Genomic DNA, 17,483 nt, shown 5'->3' with positions numbered 1-17,483 from the left:
GGCCGCCAAACGGAATACATCAGTGTTTTCTTAAAGCAATTTTAAAAACTGCTTTGACGGCTACGTGGGCGGGTGCCCTTGAAATATAGCGGCGCGGCCTGTATTTGCCCGCCTGGCCGCAATCCGCCTGGCCGCAATCTGCCTGGCCTCAGTCTGCCTGGCCTCAGTCTGCCTGGCCGCAGCCCGCGTACGGAGCGCGTTTCACAGCAAACTCAGTGGTTTGGGGGCAAAAAACCGGCGGCGTACCAGCTTGTAGGTCTGGGGGCGCACGCCGAAACGGTAACGCCAGAGCGCACAGGTCTCACGGGTGGCGCAGGCGCGCACTTCTTCCCTGTCGCCAGCGCAGAGCATGCACTGCCTCCGGATGGCGCGCAAAGCCTGAAGCCCCGCCTCCGCCTCGGGCGCGGGGCAGGACTCGTCAGGCAAGGATGCAAGACGCCATTCCCAAAGGGGGCAGTGCCTGTCAGCGCAGGCGCGCACAGCCCTGCCCGATGCTCCCTGGCATTCAAGACAGAACTGGCGGATGGCCGTCAACGGCCCGCTTTTGCCGCCGCCCCGTGCAGACGTATCTGTGCTGCGCTGGTTCAAGCTTTTTCGGCTCCACAGCATTTTTTGTATTTTTTGCCACTGCCGCAGGGGCAGGGATCATTACGCCCCACCTTGACCTCCGGCCTGCGGTAGGCTTCCGGCCTCAGGCCGACGCCGTCCACATAATAAATCTTGTCTTCGTGCCGGGCAAAGAAACTGCGTTCGCCAAGCTGCCGGGGGACGCCTTCCATTTCGTAGTAGGCGTGAAATTCCACCACATCGAAAAGCTCGCCGTTCCGCCCTGCGGGCACGCCGTCTTCCACCCGCCCGATATCCAGGCGCAGCCAGTGGACATCCTTGGCCTGTTCCGTCAGCTTTTGCACAGAAATGTCGTCCCGGTAGTCCGGGTGCGTGCTGTCCACAAGCCATTGATAACGGCCCAATACATAGGCCGAATACCGTGAGCGCATAAGTGTTTCGGCATCGTTGGGCCAGACCGTTCCATCCATATGGGGGGCACAGCACTGGTCCAAAGACCGTCCGCTGCCGCAAGGGCACTGTTGTAGCATGAAATCCACCTTGGTTTTGCGCCCGCAAAGGGCATATAACCCAAGAATATTAACGCATGCCCGCGCGGGCGGCAAGAGCGGTAAGGGGCAGGACTTCGGGTTTGCGCCAGGCTTTACCGGCATATGCGCGAAAAATCCGCCCCGGCGGCGCTCCCTCGCAGGAACAGCCACTCCAGGGCGGACAGGATATGGTAAATGCGGCATGCACAAAGGCGCGTATGTGCATGCCGCGCAACGCCGGTTGGCTCAGCTTGTAGGGGCCGGAGGAGACTGCGAACACGGGGGTCGCAGGCAGACAAGGCAGCCAGGCCGCACGGCGAAATTTTTTTCTTTTGGTACAAGGCCGGATTCTTTCTGTACCTGGCCGGATTCATTGCACACAGGGCCGGATTCATTCTTCTCGGGGGCAGGCCATGAGATGAAAAGCTGCAGAAGCCCCTTGGCCGCCGTGCATGCGCGGGCATGGGCCAGCACCCCGCCTCCGGCGGTGATGACAGCGCAGACCGTGCCCTCATACGGTGGCCGTGAGCCGTAAAGGAGGCACCACAAACGCACGCCGTCCTTTTCTTCCTGCACGCGCACAATTTCGCCGCAGCCCATGCGCACCAGCATGCGGATGAGCCTGTAGCCCTGCCGATAGACGCCCACGCCAACCAGGAGCGCCAGGCCCACAAAGCCCACCGCCAGCACAAAGGGATTGACCCCGGTCAGCCGCAGGACAAAGGACGTGGACTGGGCGCGCATGTCATTGGCATCGGCATGCACCTGCACCATATAGTTTTGAAAGGTGCTGGCGGCAGCGCCCCTGAAGGCCACCCGCATGTGGTATTCACCAGGTTCCGCCTGATTTTCGGCACTTACCACGCCGCGCCACATGCCGTTGCCAAACCAGTATCCCGCAAAAAAACCTTCAAGATTGAACGTCAGTGGGGCGTTCGCCGGAGTGAAACTTACTTCGATATCCCGCATCACAGGATTTTTGATCGTCAGTTGGCCTGAAAGCGCCGCCGATTTTCCCGGCAAAAGTTCAAGCGTGGTTGCCCCTGACCGCATGAGCCCCTGAAGCCCGTCCACCAGTCCCAGCAGGGCCACAACCAGAAAAACCGCGCAGACCATCCCCAGCTTGTGCTGGCGCTGGCGGATGTCCTGGCAGGATTCCCATATGCTGGCGTCAAGAACGGTCTGCATGGGCACATTATATCCTCTGCACGCGGGGGCGGCAATCATGAGCGCTGCACCGTCAAGGAGTGCGACGAAGACTCCAGCACGCGCCAGCTCACCAGGCTGAGCCCCTTGCGCGGCAACTCCACCATGCTCACCCCTTCTGCGGGAAACCGCCGCCGCACCAGCCGTGTCAGCCAGAAGGCTCCGGCCCACAGGGGAATGGAGATGCCGAAAAACCAGGCGCAGAAGACCAGTTCAGCAGAATTAAAGCTGCGCGACGATTGATACGCGGCCGCAAAGACCGCCGCCACCATGAGCGCATTGGCCGTTATACGTATGCCACTGATATACAGGTGCTGCTTGTAGCTGTTCATTCTGCTCTCCAAAGGCTTTTGCCGGGGCAGGCTTATGGCCCGCCCCGGCAGTGTGACGCTGTATATGCTTACTTGCTGAAGATGTTGGTCTTGCTCACGTTCATGATGCGGATGGCCTGATCCTTGTCGCTGGTGCGGAAGGCGACGCGCATCTCGTTGCCGGCCGTCCAGGCATAGACCGGCAGGTCGATTTCGCTGGCAGGCACCTTGAAGGTGATCAGGGAGCTCAGACGGCTGGAGTACACCGTAACGGTCTGCTGTTCCTTGTCCACGATGGGGAACGTCTTGCCAGCCACCTTGGGATGCTTGGGCCGGATGTTCTTTTCCACGTCAACGAACTGCACGGGTATTTCACGCACGGCGTTGGCGTTGTTGTCATAAATGAGCACGTTATTCTTGGCCAGATCGATCATCAGGCGGCCGCCCACTTCAGGCGTGGGACCCATTTCACCAGGAGTGGTGGGCAACTTGTAGGTATGCGTTCCGCCACTGTAATGGGGGTTGAACTGGTCATGGGTAACGTCAACAACGATGGTTATTGTTTTGCCTTCGGGGTTAAAGGCCACACAGCGGCCCTGTTCCACTCCGCCTTCGAAGTTGCAGGCGGCAAGAAAGGTGGTCAGTCCAAGAACCATTATAAGCAGCAAACTACGAATCTTCATGACTGTGTTCCTCCTAGCTGTTCGCTGCCCGCATCTTCTTGGCGGCCAATTCCGCCTTGGCGCCCTGCACCATCTTCACCGCGATGTAGATGGAAATGGCACTCACGAAGCCAAGCACTTCAACGGTGGCCAGAGGGCCAAGCAACCAGCCCCAGGCCGGGAATTCGGCTTCAAGAAGCTTGAGTACAACCGACATAAGGCAGCCGAGAACGGCCAGGCCGAAGACAAAACGGATGCCGTAACCCTTGACGTACTTGGTGGCCACCACGCCTATCTGCGCTCCAACGGCAGCGCCAGCCAGCATGATGAGGGCGGCCAGGAGCTCCACGCGACCCTTGTACGCGTAGGACGCCGTGCCGTACAGGCCGGAAATGGCAACTTCAAAGAGGTCCGTGCCCACTGCCAGATGGGTGGGGCAGCCCACAAGATAGACCAGAGCGGGCATACGGATGAGACCGCCGCCGATACCGAGGATACCGGCCAGCCAGCCCGTGAAAAAACTGACCGCGATGGGCAGCCACGCAGAGCAGGTGATGTTGGCATGCTTGAAGTGTACAACGGGAGGAATCCTGATGGCTTGAAGACGTGAAGCCCAGTCGACACCCACAGCGGTGGCGTCCAGTTCCGTTTGATGTGCCTTGGCCTCGCGCTCCTTACGGCGGCGCACTGCGGCGTCGTGGAAGACCAGCCAGGCAATGGATATGAGCAGCACCACGTAGAGCCAGCGCACGACCTTGTCCACCGAGCCTATGCGCTCAAGCCACATGACCATCTGCGCGCCGAGTTCAACGCCGAAGATCGTACCGATGAGCATGGTGACGCCCAGCATGTAGTCAACGTTGCCGAACTTGCCGTGACGCATGGTAGAAATAAGTGATTTACCGGCCATCTGCGCAACGTCGGTACCGATGGCAAAAGCCATGGGGAAGCCAAGGATGTTCAGACCGGGGGTCACCATCCATGCGCCGCCCATACCGAAGAAGCCGCCGATAATACCCACGCCGAATCCAAGAATGAGCAGCCCCGGCCAAAAAATGTTCACGCCGGAAATGGGCATCAAAATATACAGCCATTCCATATTGTGCCCCCTTACTTTTCGGCCAGTTCGCGGTGCTTGAGGTCAATGCCGATGTGCGTCATGACGATGTCAGCCAGCCAGCCCAGAATGCATCCCACGGTAGGAATGATGAGCATGGTCAGGATGGCGAAAAATAAATGGCTTTCATTGTACATTTCGGCCCACCAGTACAGTATGCCGTCCAGCTTGCGCGTATCGGCCACAAGAACCACCGACGTTGCCTTGCCGCCAGCTGCCAGGGCCAGACCAGGCATGGCGGCAAGCATGAGCGCGCAGCCTGCCAGCCACGTCATGAGCTTGCGCATCTTCTTCATAAAACCCTCCACTCAGTTTGCGTTCCTTTTGGACTCTCTTCGGCTGTTCCCACACCGGGCCACACCGATTTTCACGCAGTGAATGTGAAAAAGATAGCAATCCCCGTGCCATTGCATGATATTTGGCGTAATTGGCCGATTTTTTCCTATGTTTGCACGAAACATCTTGCCACTTTTTCGCAACTGACCTATAGTCGCCACAAAGATTGCGCTTTTTTGCGCAACCACAAAAGGGGGCTCCCTGATGCGCTTCTACAGAACGCTTCCCGGCGGCAGCACGTTGGATATCACCTCCTTTTTCATGAATCGCAGTCTTGTCAGCCGAATGCTCATACTGGGCCTCCCCCTGCTGGCCGTGGTTCTGCTTCTTATCTTTGTCGCCACCGGCAGCAGCATCGAAAACATCGTCAATCGCGCAATAGCGCGCAACGCGCAGCTTCAGGCCCAGGGCATGAGGCTGGCCCTTGAGCACGCGCTGGCAGAAACACGCAACCAGCTGCTTATTCTGGCCGCAGGTTCCATGGACCCTGCTGACATGAAAAACAGGCTGGAGTTCCGCGCCAGGGCCGACGGCCTGCATTACCGCGAGGTGGCCTACGTGGGCCTTGCCCCCGAGAACCGCTATCTTTTGCTCAACCACGAGGGGCAGGTCATCAATGTGCCCATGCATGTGGCGCTGGACAGCCCCTCGAGCCCTTTTCACAACCTCAGCGGCGAACAGCAGCCGGGCTATGTCAATGTGGGGCAACCCATGGAGGCCGTGTACTCTATGGTGCCGGTCAATAAATCCCTGCAAAGCCTGTCCCTTCATGTGCTGCGCTTTTTTACGGCCGTGCAGGACAGCGAGGGCAACTTCAAGGGCTACCTGCTGTTGTCCCTTGATATGAAGGATCTGCGGGACATCGTTTCGCGCTATTCATCCCCGGAGGCCCCCATTGCGGCGTCAGGAGCCGAAACCCGCGTGCGCAGCCTGTTTTTCGACAGGGACGGCTGGATGCTGTTTCAGTCCGAAACGCCAGACGCGGCTCTGGCGAGCAAAAGCCTGGCCAACGACGCCGTGCGGGCGGGATTTTGGGGCGACTACGGGCGTCCCGGCTTCAGCATGGCTTTTCGCCCAAGCCCGGAACACATCAATTACTGGAGCATGGTTGCCGACGTGCAGGCGGGGCAGGCCAACCAGCTGCCCATGACAGAAAGCAGCACCGTATGGAGCAACGGCCAGATGCGGGTGGAGCGGGTGAGCTATGTGCCCATAAGCTTTACGCCCGGTTCGGGCGGCGCGCCCATTGTGCTTGGCGGCCTGGCCGTTCTGGACACCAGCTTTACGACCACCCGCGCCGGCATGCAGGTCACGGGCATATACACCGTCAGTTTTCTTGGGGGCATGCTGCTTTTAACGCTGAGCCTGTGGTGGCTGGCGCGCCAGATGAGCAAATCGCTCAACATCCTTGGGTGGGCGTTGCACAAGAACAACATCACGGGGGTTTCCGACGACCTTGACCTGCCGCCCATGCCCAGGGAACTGGAAGGCGTGAAGGCAGACATCAACGTCCTGCTGGGACGCCTGCGCCAGGCCAGGATACAGCGCCTCAGCCACGAGGCCCTGCAGGACGCGCAATGGCAGCGCGAACCCGCGCCCGACCTGCCCCACCCCGAAGACCTGCCCGCCAGCGGCCTTGTGGGAACGTCACCCGCCATGCAGACCCTGTACGATCAGGTGCGCAAGGCCTCTCAGGTTCTGGCCGACGTGCTTGTCATCGGTGAAACCGGCACAGGAAAGGAACTGGTGTCTGAAGCCATACACCGCCTGAGCTCGCGGGCCTCCGGCCCGTTCATCACCATCAACTGCGGTGCGCTGGATGAAAACCTGCTTATGGACACCCTGTTCGGCCACGTGAAAGGAGCCTTTACCGAGGCCCGGCAAGCCCGAAAGGGCGCGTTTCTGGCGGCGGAAGGCGGCACCCTCATGCTGGACGAAGTGGGCAACGCCGCGCCCAAGGTGCAGCAGGCGCTGCTCCGCGCGCTGTCCAACCGGCGCATACGCCCTCTTGGCAGCGACCAGGAGGTTCCCTTTGACACGCGCATCATCGCCGCCACCAACGCTTCCCTGCTTGAAGACGCGCGCGAGGGCTCCTTCCGCGAAGATTTGTATTACCGCCTTGCCGTCATCACCATCCACACGCCTCCCCTGCGGGAACGAAAGAGCGACATTCCCTCGCTGACCGTGTATTTTCTCACAGAAGCCGTGAAGGCCAGGGCCAGGGCCGACGAAATGGATGCGGCAAGCGAGGCCGAGACCGACGCCGAGAGCAACGGCTTTTCCTCCGCACTGTCTTCCCGTACGGGCAAGGGAGCGAAGATGCCCAACGCCGCCCAAATGCCGCAAATGCCGCAGATGCCGCAGATAAGCAGGGGCGCTCTTGCCAAGCTCATGGCCCACTCCTGGCCCGGTAATGTGCGCGAACTGAAAAATACGCTGACCCGCGCCCTGACATTCTGCGAAGAAAACATCCTTTATGCCGAAAATATCCAGTTGGGTTCCATAACCCTGTCCAATGGGGTCAAGGCCGCCGACGTTCACGAAAAGCAGGCGGCCGCACAAATGGCTGACCCGCAGATGCAGGACGGCCGCGACTGTCTGCAAGGCCGGATTGACCATGGCGCGGGCGGCGACGGCAACGGCGCTGCAACCAGGGACGACCCGCAGTCTTTCAATGGGGCAACCGCCATGGCCCCTGGCGACGCCACAGAAAACCAGGCTGCAGGGCAGTCTTTTTCTTCCATGCCTGGCTCTGCGGCTCCCATATCGGGCTTCACCGCCTCTGCCAGCCCGCCACGCCAGACGCCGCAGTACGCCCCCGGCTTTGAGCGCGCTCCCGGCCAGGAATCCGCGTTTGCATCGGCCTCGGGCGTGAGCGCGAACACCGCTGATGCCGCAGGCGGCATGACGAGCACGGCCATGGCCCGCCTCAACTCCCGCCAGACGGAGATGTGGCCGCGCCTTGTGGCCATGGGCAGCATAAGCCGCCAGGAATATCAGCAGATGCTGGGCAAGGACATTTCCATGCGTACTGCGCAGTACGATCTGCAACTCTTCGTGCAGATGGGTCTTGTGCGCAAGGAAGGCCGCGGCCCGGCCCAGCGATATGTGGTTGTGGGCGCATCTCTTTCCGAAGGCTGATACAACGCCTCAAACAGCATACCAAGGGTGTTTTCGTGGTCAGCAAGCTGAAAAAACTTTTTGGCCGCAAGCCGCGCATCACGCGCGAGCAGGCCATGGTCGCCTTTCATCGGCGGTACGCCTCGTTCAAGGAACTGTTGCAGGCCAACGCCGACCTTGCGGGCATTCTGGCTGGCCTCAACGCCACGCAGCAGGGCGAGCGCCATATGGAAACCAGTCAGGTGCGCAAGGAGGCCCGGCGGGCCATCTTTCGCTGCGACCGCATGGCGACCACGCTCAATGACATTTCCAATCAACGGCATCAGGATTTGCACGCCGCCTTGCAAAACATTGCCAAACGCATTGAAAAGGAGCTGGACCAGCGCGCCAGCGGTGATGTGCCCACCCTCACCCTTGATCTCATTGAAATAGACGCCAGCATGGCCTACAGCGTGGGCGGCAAAAACGCCAACCTGGGCGAACTGCGCAACATGCTGGATATGCCGGTACCGCGCGGATTCGCCATCACCATCAGGGCCGGGAGCATTTTTCTTTTGCGCACTCCCGGGCTTTTCAAGAGCATCTATTCCCTGCTGCGCTCCATAGATCCGGAAAAACCGGACAGCATCAACGCCATCGCCCGCCAGGTGGAACAGATCATTTGTGAAGCGCCTGTGCCGCAGGAGGTCGAAGAGGCCCTGCTCAAGGCCTGGGACTTGGCCTACGGTGATGATCCACAGATGGTCGCGGCCCTGCGTTCAAGCGCCATAGCCGAAGACGGGGTGCAATCCTTTGCCGGGCAATACCGCAGTCTGCTTGGCGTTACCCGCAATGAACTGATACCCGCCTTCAAGGCTGTGGTGGCCAGCCTGTTTTCTCCCCGAGCTCTGGCCTATCGCTCCGAACACGGTTATGCCCTGGACGCCACGGGCATGGGCCTGTGCTGTCTTGAGATGGTGCGCTCCCGCGCTGCCGGAGTGGCTTTTTCGCGCCACCCCGTTGACCTGCGCTCCAACAGCATTGTCATCAACGGCCTGTGGGGGCTGGGCGAAATGGTGGTGGACGGCTCCGGCACACCCGATCAGTGGCTTGTGTCGCGGGCAACGGGCAAGATTACCAAGGCCACCATTGCGCACAAGGCCGTGCGCCTGCGGCTGGTGCGCACCGAAGCCGGGGTGGAAAGCGAGCTTACGCCCGTGCCGGAAGACCTGCAGGACGTGCCCTGCCTCAGCGACGACCAGGTGCGCCAGCTTGCGGACATGGTCATGCAACTGGAACGCCATTACCAGTATCCGCAGGATATGGAATGGGCCGTGGACGAGGACGATCAGATTGTGTTGCTGCAAACGCGCCCCATGGGGCTCGACAGCATGGCGGAAGAAAAGACGGCCCCCATTTTGGGGCATCTGCGGCCCCTGCTTTCAGGAGCGGATGTGGCGGCCAGGGGCGTGGGCTGCGGCCCCGTGGTATTTGTGGGCGACGGCGAGGACATTACGCATTTTCCTGAAGGCGCCGTAATGCTTATGGATCACTCCTCGCCCAGCGCCATGTCGGTCATGCGCCGGGCCTCGGCCATTATTGCCCAGACAGGCAGCCTGACCGGGCACATGGCGTCCATATGCCGGGAATTCGGCGTGCCCACGCTCATGAACATCCCCGGCGTCACCGGCGTGCTTGCCGCTGGCCAGGTGGTCACGGTTGACGCCCTCATGGGCCGCATATTTGACGGCGAAGTGCCGGAACTGCTGGCCCTGCGGCTTACCCGCCCACAGGTCAGGGCCGACAGCCCCGCCCTTATGCTCTTGCGCCGCATTACTCCCTATATTCTGCCCCTGCACCTGGTGGATCCCAGGGCCGACACCTTTACCCCCAAGCACTGTACCTCGCTGCACGACATCATGCGCTATGCTCATGAAATGAGCTATTCCGAGATGTTCAAGATATCCGACAGCGTCACCGACAACAGCGCGGGGGTAGCCAGCGAGCTTGTGAGCTCCATACCGCTGGACCTCTATGTCATCGACCTCGGCGGCGGGCTGCGCAACCCGGAATCGCGCCGTGTACACCCTGACGATGTGACCAGCGTGCCCTTCAGGCATGTTCTTGACGGCATGCTCAATCCCGCCGTGCAGGCGCGCGGCCCGCGCCCCATAAACATGCGGGGCTTTTTATCCGTCATGGGGCAAAGCGTCATCGGCGGCAACCAGGAAGGCAGTTCACGCTTTGGCCAGCGCAGTTATGCCATTGTTTCTGACCGATATCTGAATTTTTCTTCCCGTGTGGGCTACCATTACGCCATTCTGGACACCTGGTGCGGCGAATCCCTGAGCAAAAACTACATACGTTTCGAGTTTGCTGGCGGGGCCGCCAGTGATGAACAAAGAGTGCGCAGGGTTCGCTGTATAGGCATGATACTCAAAGAACTCGGCTTTACCGTTGAGCTTACGGGTGATAGGATACGCGCACGTTACCAGAAGTATCCCAAGCCCGAACTGTGTGCCCGGCTGGATCAGTTGGGGCGTTTGCTTATCATGACTCGCCAGATGGACATGCTGATGGTGGATGAGGCGGCTGTTGCCGCCTGCGCCGACAAATTTCTCAAGGGCGAGTATCATTAGAGCAATTTCACTAGCGATGCTGTCGCCATCCGTAAGGCTTCTCGTCGCCTAGCGGCTGCCGCTTGAAATTGCTCTGCTGACGCGAAGGCGGCAGCCGCCACGAAGTGGCGTGGATTCTGGCGAGCTTTAGCCGTTGCGACGAAGGAAGCTACGGATTAAGACAGCAATTGGTTAATAGAGCAAGCAGCCTGCTGATGGCTGGCGCAAACCACGTTTTTCGCCAGAATGGTGCGTTGAAACATGGAATGTTTCAAAAGCAAAATGCTCTAGAGCAAATTCTACCGCAACTCGCATGTTTCGGCAGAATGGCACATTGAAATGTGAAGCATTTCAATGGTAATCTGATTGAGCCGCAGCTTCACCCGAAGCAGCCGATGGCAGCCCGTGGCTGCAGCGGTTGCGGCATAAACCCGTTGAGGCCCCATGCCGTCCGTTGCCGCTTCGCCCCTGCCGCCCGAGTGCCACCCCGTATCCCCGGAGCCGCCGGAAACTCTTTTGAGCCGTGATTTTATTCTGCTGTTTTGCATGACCATGTTCTGCAACAGCTTTATCGCCGTTTTTTACTGCTTTGAGCAGTGGCTCGAGACCATGACCATCAGCCCCAACTGGCGCGGCGTGCTGTTGTCGTCCATGTTCGCCATGGTCTTGCTGTTCCGCCCGCTGGCCAGCGTATTTCTGCTGCGGCGCGGCAAGCTTATGGCCATGACCATTTCCATCCTCGTATCAAGCTGCGTCATGCTGGGCTATGCGCATGTGGGCGGCCCGCACGTCATCGGCCTGATCTGGATACTGCGCATTGTGCAGGGCATTGCCCTGGCCGTTTTTTCAAGCTGCACCGTGGCCGTGCTGGTAAGCTGCATCCCCAGGGGGCAAAGTGCCCGAGGCTTCGCCATCTTTTCTCTCACCATGCTGCTGCCCTACTCCATCATACCCGCCGCAGCGGAGCCGCTCTTGCCCCTCCTGGGCGGCGAATCTGGCCTTTTTGCCGTTTCCGCCCTGCTGGGCCTGCCCTCGCTGCTCATGCTCATTCCCCTGGCTCCACGACTGAAAACGCCCGAAATGCCCCCCGAAGACGGCGGTGGCGTTTCGCGCCGGGCGCTGTGGCACTCCGTAAGTCATTCCGGCCTGTTTTTTGTCTACATGGCCTGTCTGACCTTCAGCATCATGACCATCCTGGCCATTTTTTTCATCAAGGGCCTGTGCGCGGTCACGGGCGCGCACCCCGCATGGTTCTTTTCCGTCTATACCATCACCATCATTCTGGTGCGCCTTGCAGGCAGCAACAGGCTGGACGCGCTGCCCCGCTACAGGGTGACGCTCCTGTGCAGCCTTGTGCTGTCGTTCTGCATGCTGGGGCTGGCCTGGGGGCCGCTGTGGGCCTTTGTGCCCCTCACCTGCCTGTACGGCCTTGGCCTCGGGCTGCTCTACCCCCTGCTGGCCGCCGCCGTGTATGACCGTTCCACACCGTCCACGCGCTCCATCAACTCCAACGTCATGATGGCGACCTTTGACGCCAGCGGCATGCTGGCCCCACTCATTGGCGGCATGGTTGTCAACGCGGGCTTCGGCTACAGGGGCGTGTTCACGGCCACCGCCATTTCCGTATTCTTGTGCGCCTGCTGCATGCTGGCCGACAGGCTGCGCATGGCCATGCGCGAGCGCGCGCGCGCACAGACCACGTAGCCACGCCACGCTGCCCGTCTGGCGGGTGAGCCGCTCCGCCGCCCCCCACACGCCCCCGCAGCGCACGCCCCCGCGCTCCACAACTCCCGCTGCGCTGCTTTTCTGACGCTGCAACCGCGCGCCCTCGCACGACTGAAGCCCATCCTCTCTTCCCCCGCGCTCGACGCATGTTTCAAAACTTTTTCTCTTCAAATCATACTTTACAACTCAATATTACTATTTATCTATTGTGAAACTGGCCAATTATGCCGTCCAGAGGTACGCCATTTTCTTCACATGAAGAACAGTCAGTACCGCTGTTGCAATCCCGCGCAAACTATATAACTATATTTAGAGCAGTTTCACTTTGAAATTGCTCTGGCGGATGCGGGAGCAGACGCCCGCCGCGGAGGCGTAAGCGCTATTTATCTGCGCTGTTACGCGGCGAAGCAAGCGCCGCAGAAACATTGAGAATGGATATTCTCAATGCAAAAATGCTCTATAGGGATACTGCCTAGCCCCCCCCTCTGCCTTATCCTGAAATCCATTCACGCCACATACATCCCGGCATAATCGTCAAAGGAGATGATATGTCTACTGTTCAAAGTATCACCGCAAAAGAGCTGCACAGCATTGACCTGCGACAGGCGCTCATTGTGGATGTGCGTACGCCTATGGAATATGCTGAAAAACGCCTGACCACGCCAACGGCCCTTGCTCCACTGCTGGATCTGGCCCCGCGCGATACGGCCCTGCGCAACGGCGTGCTTGCCGATACACCCATTATCACGTTGTGCCACTCCGGTTCGCGCGCCAAAACCGCCGCTGAAAAATTCACCGAAGCAGGCTTCAGCAATGTGCGCTTTCTTGAGGGCGGCCTGGACGCCTGCCAGAAAGAAGGATTCGCCACCGTGGGCGCGGCCCCTGCCACAACCAGTGGTTCTGTTCCCTCGCTGGAAAAACAGGTGCGCCTCGCGGCGGGACTCCTTATCCTGCTCTTTGTGCTGATGGGCTTCTTTGTCCATCGGGCCTTCTATTTTGGAGCGTTGTTTGTCGGCGCAGGGCTGACCGTTTCGGGCCTCACCAACTGGTGCGGCATGGCCATGCTGCTCATGTATGCGCCGTGGAACCGGCAGGGGGCTTCGTGCTCCAGTGGCGGCACATGCGCCATCGGCGGCAGCAAGGGCGGCAAAAGCCCCGGCGCTAGCTGCCAGTAGGCGGGAGCCCACGCCCTTTCTCCGGCAGTTGGCAGACCGGCATAGAGCCCCTGTCTGCAAGGTCACTCAAACGTTCCCGTTCCGGCAAAGCACCGCCGATGCCCAAGGAGTTTACCATGGCTGCACCCAATGTGCGCGGATTCTTTGATCCCATTACCGCTACCTGGACCTACGTGGTCTGGTCCGATACAGATACCCAGAAGCGTTGCGCCATCATTGACAGCGTTCTTGATTACGACATGCCCTCAAGCCGCACGGCCACTACGTCTGCCGACGCCGTCATTGCCTTTGTGCAACAGAAACAGTTGCAGGTTGAGTGGATTCTTGAAACCCACATCCACGCCGACCACCTTACCGCCGCCAGCTACATCAAGGAAAAGCTGGGCGGCAAGATTGCCATCAGCAAGCATATTCTGGACATTATCAGCACCTGGGTTCCCATTTTTCAGACGGCCGCCGACACCCCCGCCGATGGTTCCGACTTCGATTACCTGTTTGACAATGATGAAGAATTCACCATCGCCGACCTCAAGGCCAGAATGATCCACACTCCCGGGCACACCCCGGCAGACACGACCTACATCATTGAAGACACCGTCTTTGTGGGCGACACCATCTTTTTGCCGGACGTCGGCTCGGGCCGTTGCGACTTCCCCAACGGCAGCGCCGAGGATTCCTACGATTCGTCGCGCAAGCTCTTTGCCCTGCCCGATCACTTCCGCATCTATGTGGGGCACGACTATCCGCCTGAAGGCACGCGCGGCCCGGAGTGCATGGCCACCGTCGGCGAACAGAAAGCAAAAAACACCAGGCTGCATACAGGCATTGATAAAAACAGTTTCGTCGCGCAGCGCAAGGCCGATGACACCGGCAAAGCTGTGCCCGCCCTGCTGTTGCCGTCCATCCAGGCCAACATGCGCACCGGCAGATTCGGCGCTGCGGTCAACGGCATCCAGTACGTGAAGCTGCCTGTAAATAAACTGTAGCCACGGGTGGCCAGACGCACTCAAGGCGGCCCCTGGCAGGCGCACCCAAGGTGCCCCAGGCGCCACAGGCGCACCCAAGGTGCCCAGGCGCTCGCGGTTGCCTTGCCTCGCCTGTCGGGGTATGCTGCTAAACATAATCATTAATTATTTAATGATTGCTTACTGCCGCGCCTTTTGCGCGGCGACGTTGACAACCAAGGAGCATTCATGCGTACACTTATTGCTGTAGCCTATCCCAACGAAACCCAGGCCAGTGAAGAACGCGTCAAGTTTTTGAAGATGCAGAAATCCTACCTCGTGGACCTTGAAGACGCGGTAGTGGTTACCCGTAAACAGGATGGCAAGGTCAAGCTGCATCAGCTTTTCAACCTCACGGCCACCGGCGCACTGAGCGGCGGCTTCTGGGGAACCCTCATCGGCCTGATCTTTCTGAATCCCCTGCTGGGCCTCGTGGTAGGCGCGGGCGCGGGCGCTGTGGGCGGCGCGCTGAGCGATGTGGGCATCAACGATGATTTCATGAAGCAGCTTGGCGAAAAACTCAAGCCGGGTTCGTCTGCACTCTTCGTGCTGGTGGATTCTGAAATTACCGACAAGGTGCTGGCCGAACTGCGCGGTTCCGGCGGTGAAATCATTCAGTCTTCACTGTCGCATGAAGATGAAAGCCGCCTTCAGGCTGCGCTCAGCGCCGCCCAGAACGCCGCCAATAAAGGCTAGAGCATTTAACCTTTGAAAAAGTTAAATGCTCTAACGCTGCGCGAGAGTGCAGCGCGCCACAACGTGGCGTGGATTCTGCCGCAAATCGCATTTTCGGCAGAATGACCCCTTTGAAATGTGTAACATTTCAAAGGTAATCTGGTCTAGAACAGTTTTTTTGAAAGACTTTGTGGGGGAGGGACCCTTTTGCAAAAGGGTCTCCTCCCCCACACCCCCTCCCCCTAAAACTCTTACTATGTTAGCACGGCGAGCGTCTGCTCACGCAGCCGCCAGAGCAATTTCTACACGAGAGTATTCTGGCGCTGACGTTGCGCCGCGCACAAGCAAAAAGCACTGCCCACTTTGGGGCAGTGCTTTTTACAACACAGCTTATTGCGTGAGATTACAAAACTTTTCAGGGCAAAGGCCTCTGTCGCTTGCGCGATACTCGGAGCCGCATGCAGGGCTGTCAGCCTGAATGAATAAAGCACCAAAGGGCAAAGAGCACAGCAAAGAGTTCTGCGGCGACATCCTGCCCGTGTTGCCGAGCGGCATACAGCGGGAGTAAAATAACGGCAGGGATGAAATAACCATGGGGCTAAAATAGCGGCAGGGATGAAATAACCGTGGGGCTAAAATAACGGCAGGCCTGAAATAACGGCAGGCCTGAAATAACGGCAGGCCTGAAATAGCTGCGGGGGAAGAAGGCGCGCCCCTTCTTCCCCCGTTTCTGCGACGGCCCCCAAGTGCTGCTTAACGCAAGCCTCCGTTGGCGTCGTGCGGGCGCAAGCGTCCGCAGCCGCATATCTGTTTTTTATAATCGCCGAGTAGCCGCCTGGCGTAACTGCCTCGCATAGCTGCCTCGTGTAGCCAGCATATTACCGCCCACGGCAGCCGCCTTTGCAGCGCCAAGCGAGCTTGACATAATCGCAAATAATTTTAGCTATTATACCACCATTACAAACAAGGTGCAAAAGAAATCCCGTGACGTCCCTGAAGCCTGCAGCGTCCAAAACCTCTGAACAGTAGCGCGGTCAGATCTTGCAACAGAGTAACACTCTGTACTTGCTGAAGAAATCAGCGCCCACAGGCAGCCCGGCAGGGCACTTGCCCTGGGCAGGGCCTGAGCGCATACTGAAACAACATTGCCCCGCAACAGCGGGCGCTAAGCCTGTTTACCCTGGCTGCACCAGATGCGGAAGAGCCAGGGACAACGCATTTACGGCCCCGTGGCCGTGAGGCAGGAGTTTGCATGAATACCCTTTTCTCTCCCATCACTCTCGGCGGGCTCGTGCTCGCCAACCGTATCGTTATTCCCCCCATGGACCAATACTCCGCAGATGAAGGACGTCCGACGCAGTGGCACCATATGCACTACGGGAATTTGGCCGTTTCGGGCGCAGGTCTGCTTATTGTCGAAGCCACCGCCGTGGAACCTGAGGGCAGAATCTCTCAGGGTGACCTTGGTCTGTGGAACGACGAGCAGGAAGAACTGCACCGCCGCATGCTGGACTTTATTGGCACGTTTTCTTCCATACCCGTGGCCGTTCAGATAGGACACGCAGGCCGCAAGGGCTCCACAGGCCGCCCCTGGGAAGGACGCGGCCCCATCGCCCCGCAGGATGGCGGCTGGCCCGTATACGCGCCCTCCGCACTGCCCTTTGACGCAGCTTCGCAGACGCCCCTGGCGCTCACCGAGGCCGACATCGACCGCCTGCTGGAAGCCTTTGTGGCAACAGCGCAGCGCGCCGTTCGCGCGGGCTACAAGGCCATTGAGCTGCATGCGGCCCACGGCTATCTGCTGCACGAGTTTCTCTCGCCCCTGTCCAACAAAAGGGACGATGCCTACGGCGGCAGCCTGGAAAACAGAATGCGCTTTCCCCTGCGTGTGTTCGCGGCGGTGCGCAAGGCCCTGCCCGCCAGCGTTCCCGTCGGCATGCGCGTTTCAGGCTCGGACTTTGCCCCCGGCGGATGGGATGTGCCGGAGTGCGCCATCCTGGCGCAGGAACTTGAAAAGGCCGGGGCAGCCTATATTCACGTCTCCGGCGGCGGACTTTCGCCGGATCAGCAGATCAGCCTGGCTCCCGGCTATCAGGTCGGCTTTGCCCAGGCCATCAAACAGGCGGTCACAAGCCTGCCCGTCATTGCCGTCGGGCTCATTACCGAGCCTGAACTGGCTGCGGGCATTATTGTCAGCGGGCAGGCCGATATGGTGGCCATTGGCCGCGCCATGCTCTACGACCCCCGCTGGCCCTGGCATGCGGCGGCAGCCCTTGGCGCGTCCATTGCCGATGCCCCCTCGCAATATCTACGCTGCCAGCCGCATAAGCTGAAAACCCTGTTTGTGTAGTTTTTTTGTATAATTGGGGCATTGTGGATGATGCTTTGTGGGGGAGGGACCCTTTTGTAGAGTCGTGGATGATGTTTTGTGGGGGAGGGACCCTTTTGCAAAAGGGTC

The 17,483-nt window shown here is 59.5% G+C and carries 15 protein-coding genes; 7 read left to right on the top strand and 8 right to left on the bottom strand.

Going from position 1 to position 17,483, the window contains the following annotated elements; translation table 11 throughout:
* Nucleotides 1-201: 201 nt before the first annotated feature.
* The 8 genes from RBR41_RS08350 to RBR41_RS08315 form a co-directional block, all read right to left on the bottom strand.
* The gene (locus RBR41_RS08350; RefSeq protein WP_320352126.1) at nucleotides 202-588 is read right to left on the bottom strand and encodes a hypothetical protein; all 387 of its coding nucleotides are present in this window, start codon (nucleotides 586-588) and stop codon (nucleotides 202-204) included.
* A complete protein-coding gene (locus tag RBR41_RS08345) occupies nucleotides 585-1,097 on the bottom strand; it encodes a YchJ family protein (RefSeq protein ID WP_320352125.1) in 513 nt (170 codons plus the stop codon). Before RBR41_RS08345 ends, RBR41_RS08350 begins: the two co-directional genes overlap by 4 nt.
* 49 nt (nucleotides 1,098-1,146) lie before the next feature.
* Nucleotides 1,147-1,377 carry a hypothetical protein gene (locus RBR41_RS08340; RefSeq protein WP_320352124.1) on the bottom strand — a complete coding sequence of 77 codons (231 nt, stop codon included), beginning with the start codon at nucleotides 1,375-1,377 and terminating at the stop codon, nucleotides 1,147-1,149.
* Nucleotides 1,344-2,291, bottom strand: coding sequence for a hypothetical protein (locus RBR41_RS08335; RefSeq protein WP_320352123.1), 948 nt, complete (start codon nucleotides 2,289-2,291; stop codon nucleotides 1,344-1,346). Before RBR41_RS08335 ends, RBR41_RS08340 begins: the two co-directional genes overlap by 34 nt.
* A gap of 29 nt (nucleotides 2,292-2,320) precedes the next feature.
* A complete protein-coding gene (locus RBR41_RS08330) occupies nucleotides 2,321-2,635 on the bottom strand; it encodes a hypothetical protein (protein ID WP_320352122.1) in 315 nt (104 codons plus the stop codon).
* 68 nt (nucleotides 2,636-2,703) lie between these two features.
* Nucleotides 2,704-3,297 carry a DUF4881 domain-containing protein gene (locus tag RBR41_RS08325; protein ID WP_320352121.1) on the bottom strand — a complete coding sequence of 198 codons (594 nt, stop codon included), beginning with the start codon at nucleotides 3,295-3,297 and terminating at the stop codon, nucleotides 2,704-2,706.
* Nucleotides 3,298-3,310: 13 nt separating this feature from the next.
* Nucleotides 3,311-4,375 (bottom strand): sulfite exporter TauE/SafE family protein, encoded by a 1,065-nt coding sequence (locus RBR41_RS08320; RefSeq protein WP_320352120.1) that lies wholly within the window; start codon nucleotides 4,373-4,375, stop codon nucleotides 3,311-3,313.
* 11 nt (nucleotides 4,376-4,386) lie between these two features.
* On the bottom strand, nucleotides 4,387-4,689 hold the full coding sequence (locus tag RBR41_RS08315; RefSeq protein WP_320352119.1) for a DVU0150 family protein: 303 nt from the start codon (nucleotides 4,687-4,689) through the stop codon (nucleotides 4,387-4,389).
* 244 nt (nucleotides 4,690-4,933) lie between these two features.
* On the opposite strand from RBR41_RS08315, the gene RBR41_RS08310 reads away from it, so the two are divergent.
* From RBR41_RS08310 to RBR41_RS08280, 7 genes are all read left to right on the top strand, one after another.
* A complete protein-coding gene (locus tag RBR41_RS08310) occupies nucleotides 4,934-7,870 on the top strand; it encodes a sigma 54-interacting transcriptional regulator (protein WP_320352118.1) in 2,937 nt (978 codons plus the stop codon).
* Nucleotides 7,871-7,905: 35 nt separating this feature from the next.
* Nucleotides 7,906-10,467: a PEP/pyruvate-binding domain-containing protein gene (locus RBR41_RS08305; RefSeq protein ID WP_320352117.1), complete on the top strand. Its 2,562-nt coding sequence runs from the start codon at nucleotides 7,906-7,908 to the stop codon at nucleotides 10,465-10,467.
* Between the two features lie 423 nt (nucleotides 10,468-10,890).
* Nucleotides 10,891-12,150, top strand: a complete 1,260-nt coding sequence (locus tag RBR41_RS08300) for an MFS transporter (RefSeq protein WP_320352116.1) — start codon at nucleotides 10,891-10,893, stop codon at nucleotides 12,148-12,150.
* Between the two features lie 569 nt (nucleotides 12,151-12,719).
* Complete coding sequence (locus RBR41_RS08295) at nucleotides 12,720-13,346, top strand: rhodanese-like domain-containing protein (RefSeq protein WP_320352115.1); 627 nt, start codon at nucleotides 12,720-12,722, stop codon at nucleotides 13,344-13,346.
* Nucleotides 13,347-13,462: 116 nt separating this feature from the next.
* Nucleotides 13,463-14,332 (top strand): MBL fold metallo-hydrolase, encoded by an 870-nt coding sequence (locus tag RBR41_RS08290; RefSeq protein WP_320352114.1) that lies wholly within the window; start codon nucleotides 13,463-13,465, stop codon nucleotides 14,330-14,332.
* Between the two features lie 207 nt (nucleotides 14,333-14,539).
* A complete protein-coding gene (locus RBR41_RS08285; RefSeq protein ID WP_320352113.1) occupies nucleotides 14,540-15,046 on the top strand; it encodes a DUF1269 domain-containing protein in 507 nt (168 codons plus the stop codon).
* 1,231 nt (nucleotides 15,047-16,277) lie between these two features.
* Nucleotides 16,278-17,375, top strand: coding sequence for an NADH:flavin oxidoreductase/NADH oxidase (locus RBR41_RS08280; protein WP_320352112.1), 1,098 nt, complete (start codon nucleotides 16,278-16,280; stop codon nucleotides 17,373-17,375).
* Nucleotides 17,376-17,483: the final 108 nt, after the last annotated feature.

The sequence above is a fragment of the Desulfovibrio sp. genome (genome assembly GCF_034006445.1).
Lineage (GTDB): Bacteria > Desulfobacterota > Desulfovibrionia > Desulfovibrionales > Desulfovibrionaceae > Desulfovibrio.
Note: the sequence above shows the minus strand (reverse complement) of the source record. Positions and strands in the feature narration are given on the sequence as shown.

Excerpts from the sequence above, each read along its gene's own strand:
- RBR41_RS08300 (WP_320352116.1), top strand. The coding sequence starts at position 10,891 with ATGCCGTCCGTTGCCGCTTCGCCCCTGCCGCCCGAGTGCCACCCCGTA.
- RBR41_RS08280 (WP_320352112.1), top strand. The coding sequence starts at position 16,278 with ATGAATACCCTTTTCTCTCCCATCACTCTCGGCGGGCTCGTGCTCGCC.
- RBR41_RS08285 (WP_320352113.1), top strand. The coding sequence starts at position 14,540 with ATGCGTACACTTATTGCTGTAGCCTATCCCAACGAAACCCAGGCCAGT.
- RBR41_RS08310 (WP_320352118.1), top strand. The coding sequence starts at position 4,934 with ATGCGCTTCTACAGAACGCTTCCCGGCGGCAGCACGTTGGATATCACC.
- RBR41_RS08315 (WP_320352119.1), bottom strand. The coding sequence starts at position 4,689 with ATGAAGAAGATGCGCAAGCTCATGACGTGGCTGGCAGGCTGCGCGCTC.
- RBR41_RS08295 (WP_320352115.1), top strand. The coding sequence starts at position 12,720 with ATGTCTACTGTTCAAAGTATCACCGCAAAAGAGCTGCACAGCATTGAC.
- RBR41_RS08290 (WP_320352114.1), top strand. The coding sequence starts at position 13,463 with ATGGCTGCACCCAATGTGCGCGGATTCTTTGATCCCATTACCGCTACC.
- RBR41_RS08320 (WP_320352120.1), bottom strand. The coding sequence starts at position 4,375 with ATGGAATGGCTGTATATTTTGATGCCCATTTCCGGCGTGAACATTTTT.
- RBR41_RS08330 (WP_320352122.1), bottom strand. The coding sequence starts at position 2,635 with ATGAACAGCTACAAGCAGCACCTGTATATCAGTGGCATACGTATAACG.
- RBR41_RS08325 (WP_320352121.1), bottom strand. The coding sequence starts at position 3,297 with ATGAAGATTCGTAGTTTGCTGCTTATAATGGTTCTTGGACTGACCACC.
- RBR41_RS08345 (WP_320352125.1), bottom strand. The coding sequence starts at position 1,097 with ATGCTACAACAGTGCCCTTGCGGCAGCGGACGGTCTTTGGACCAGTGC.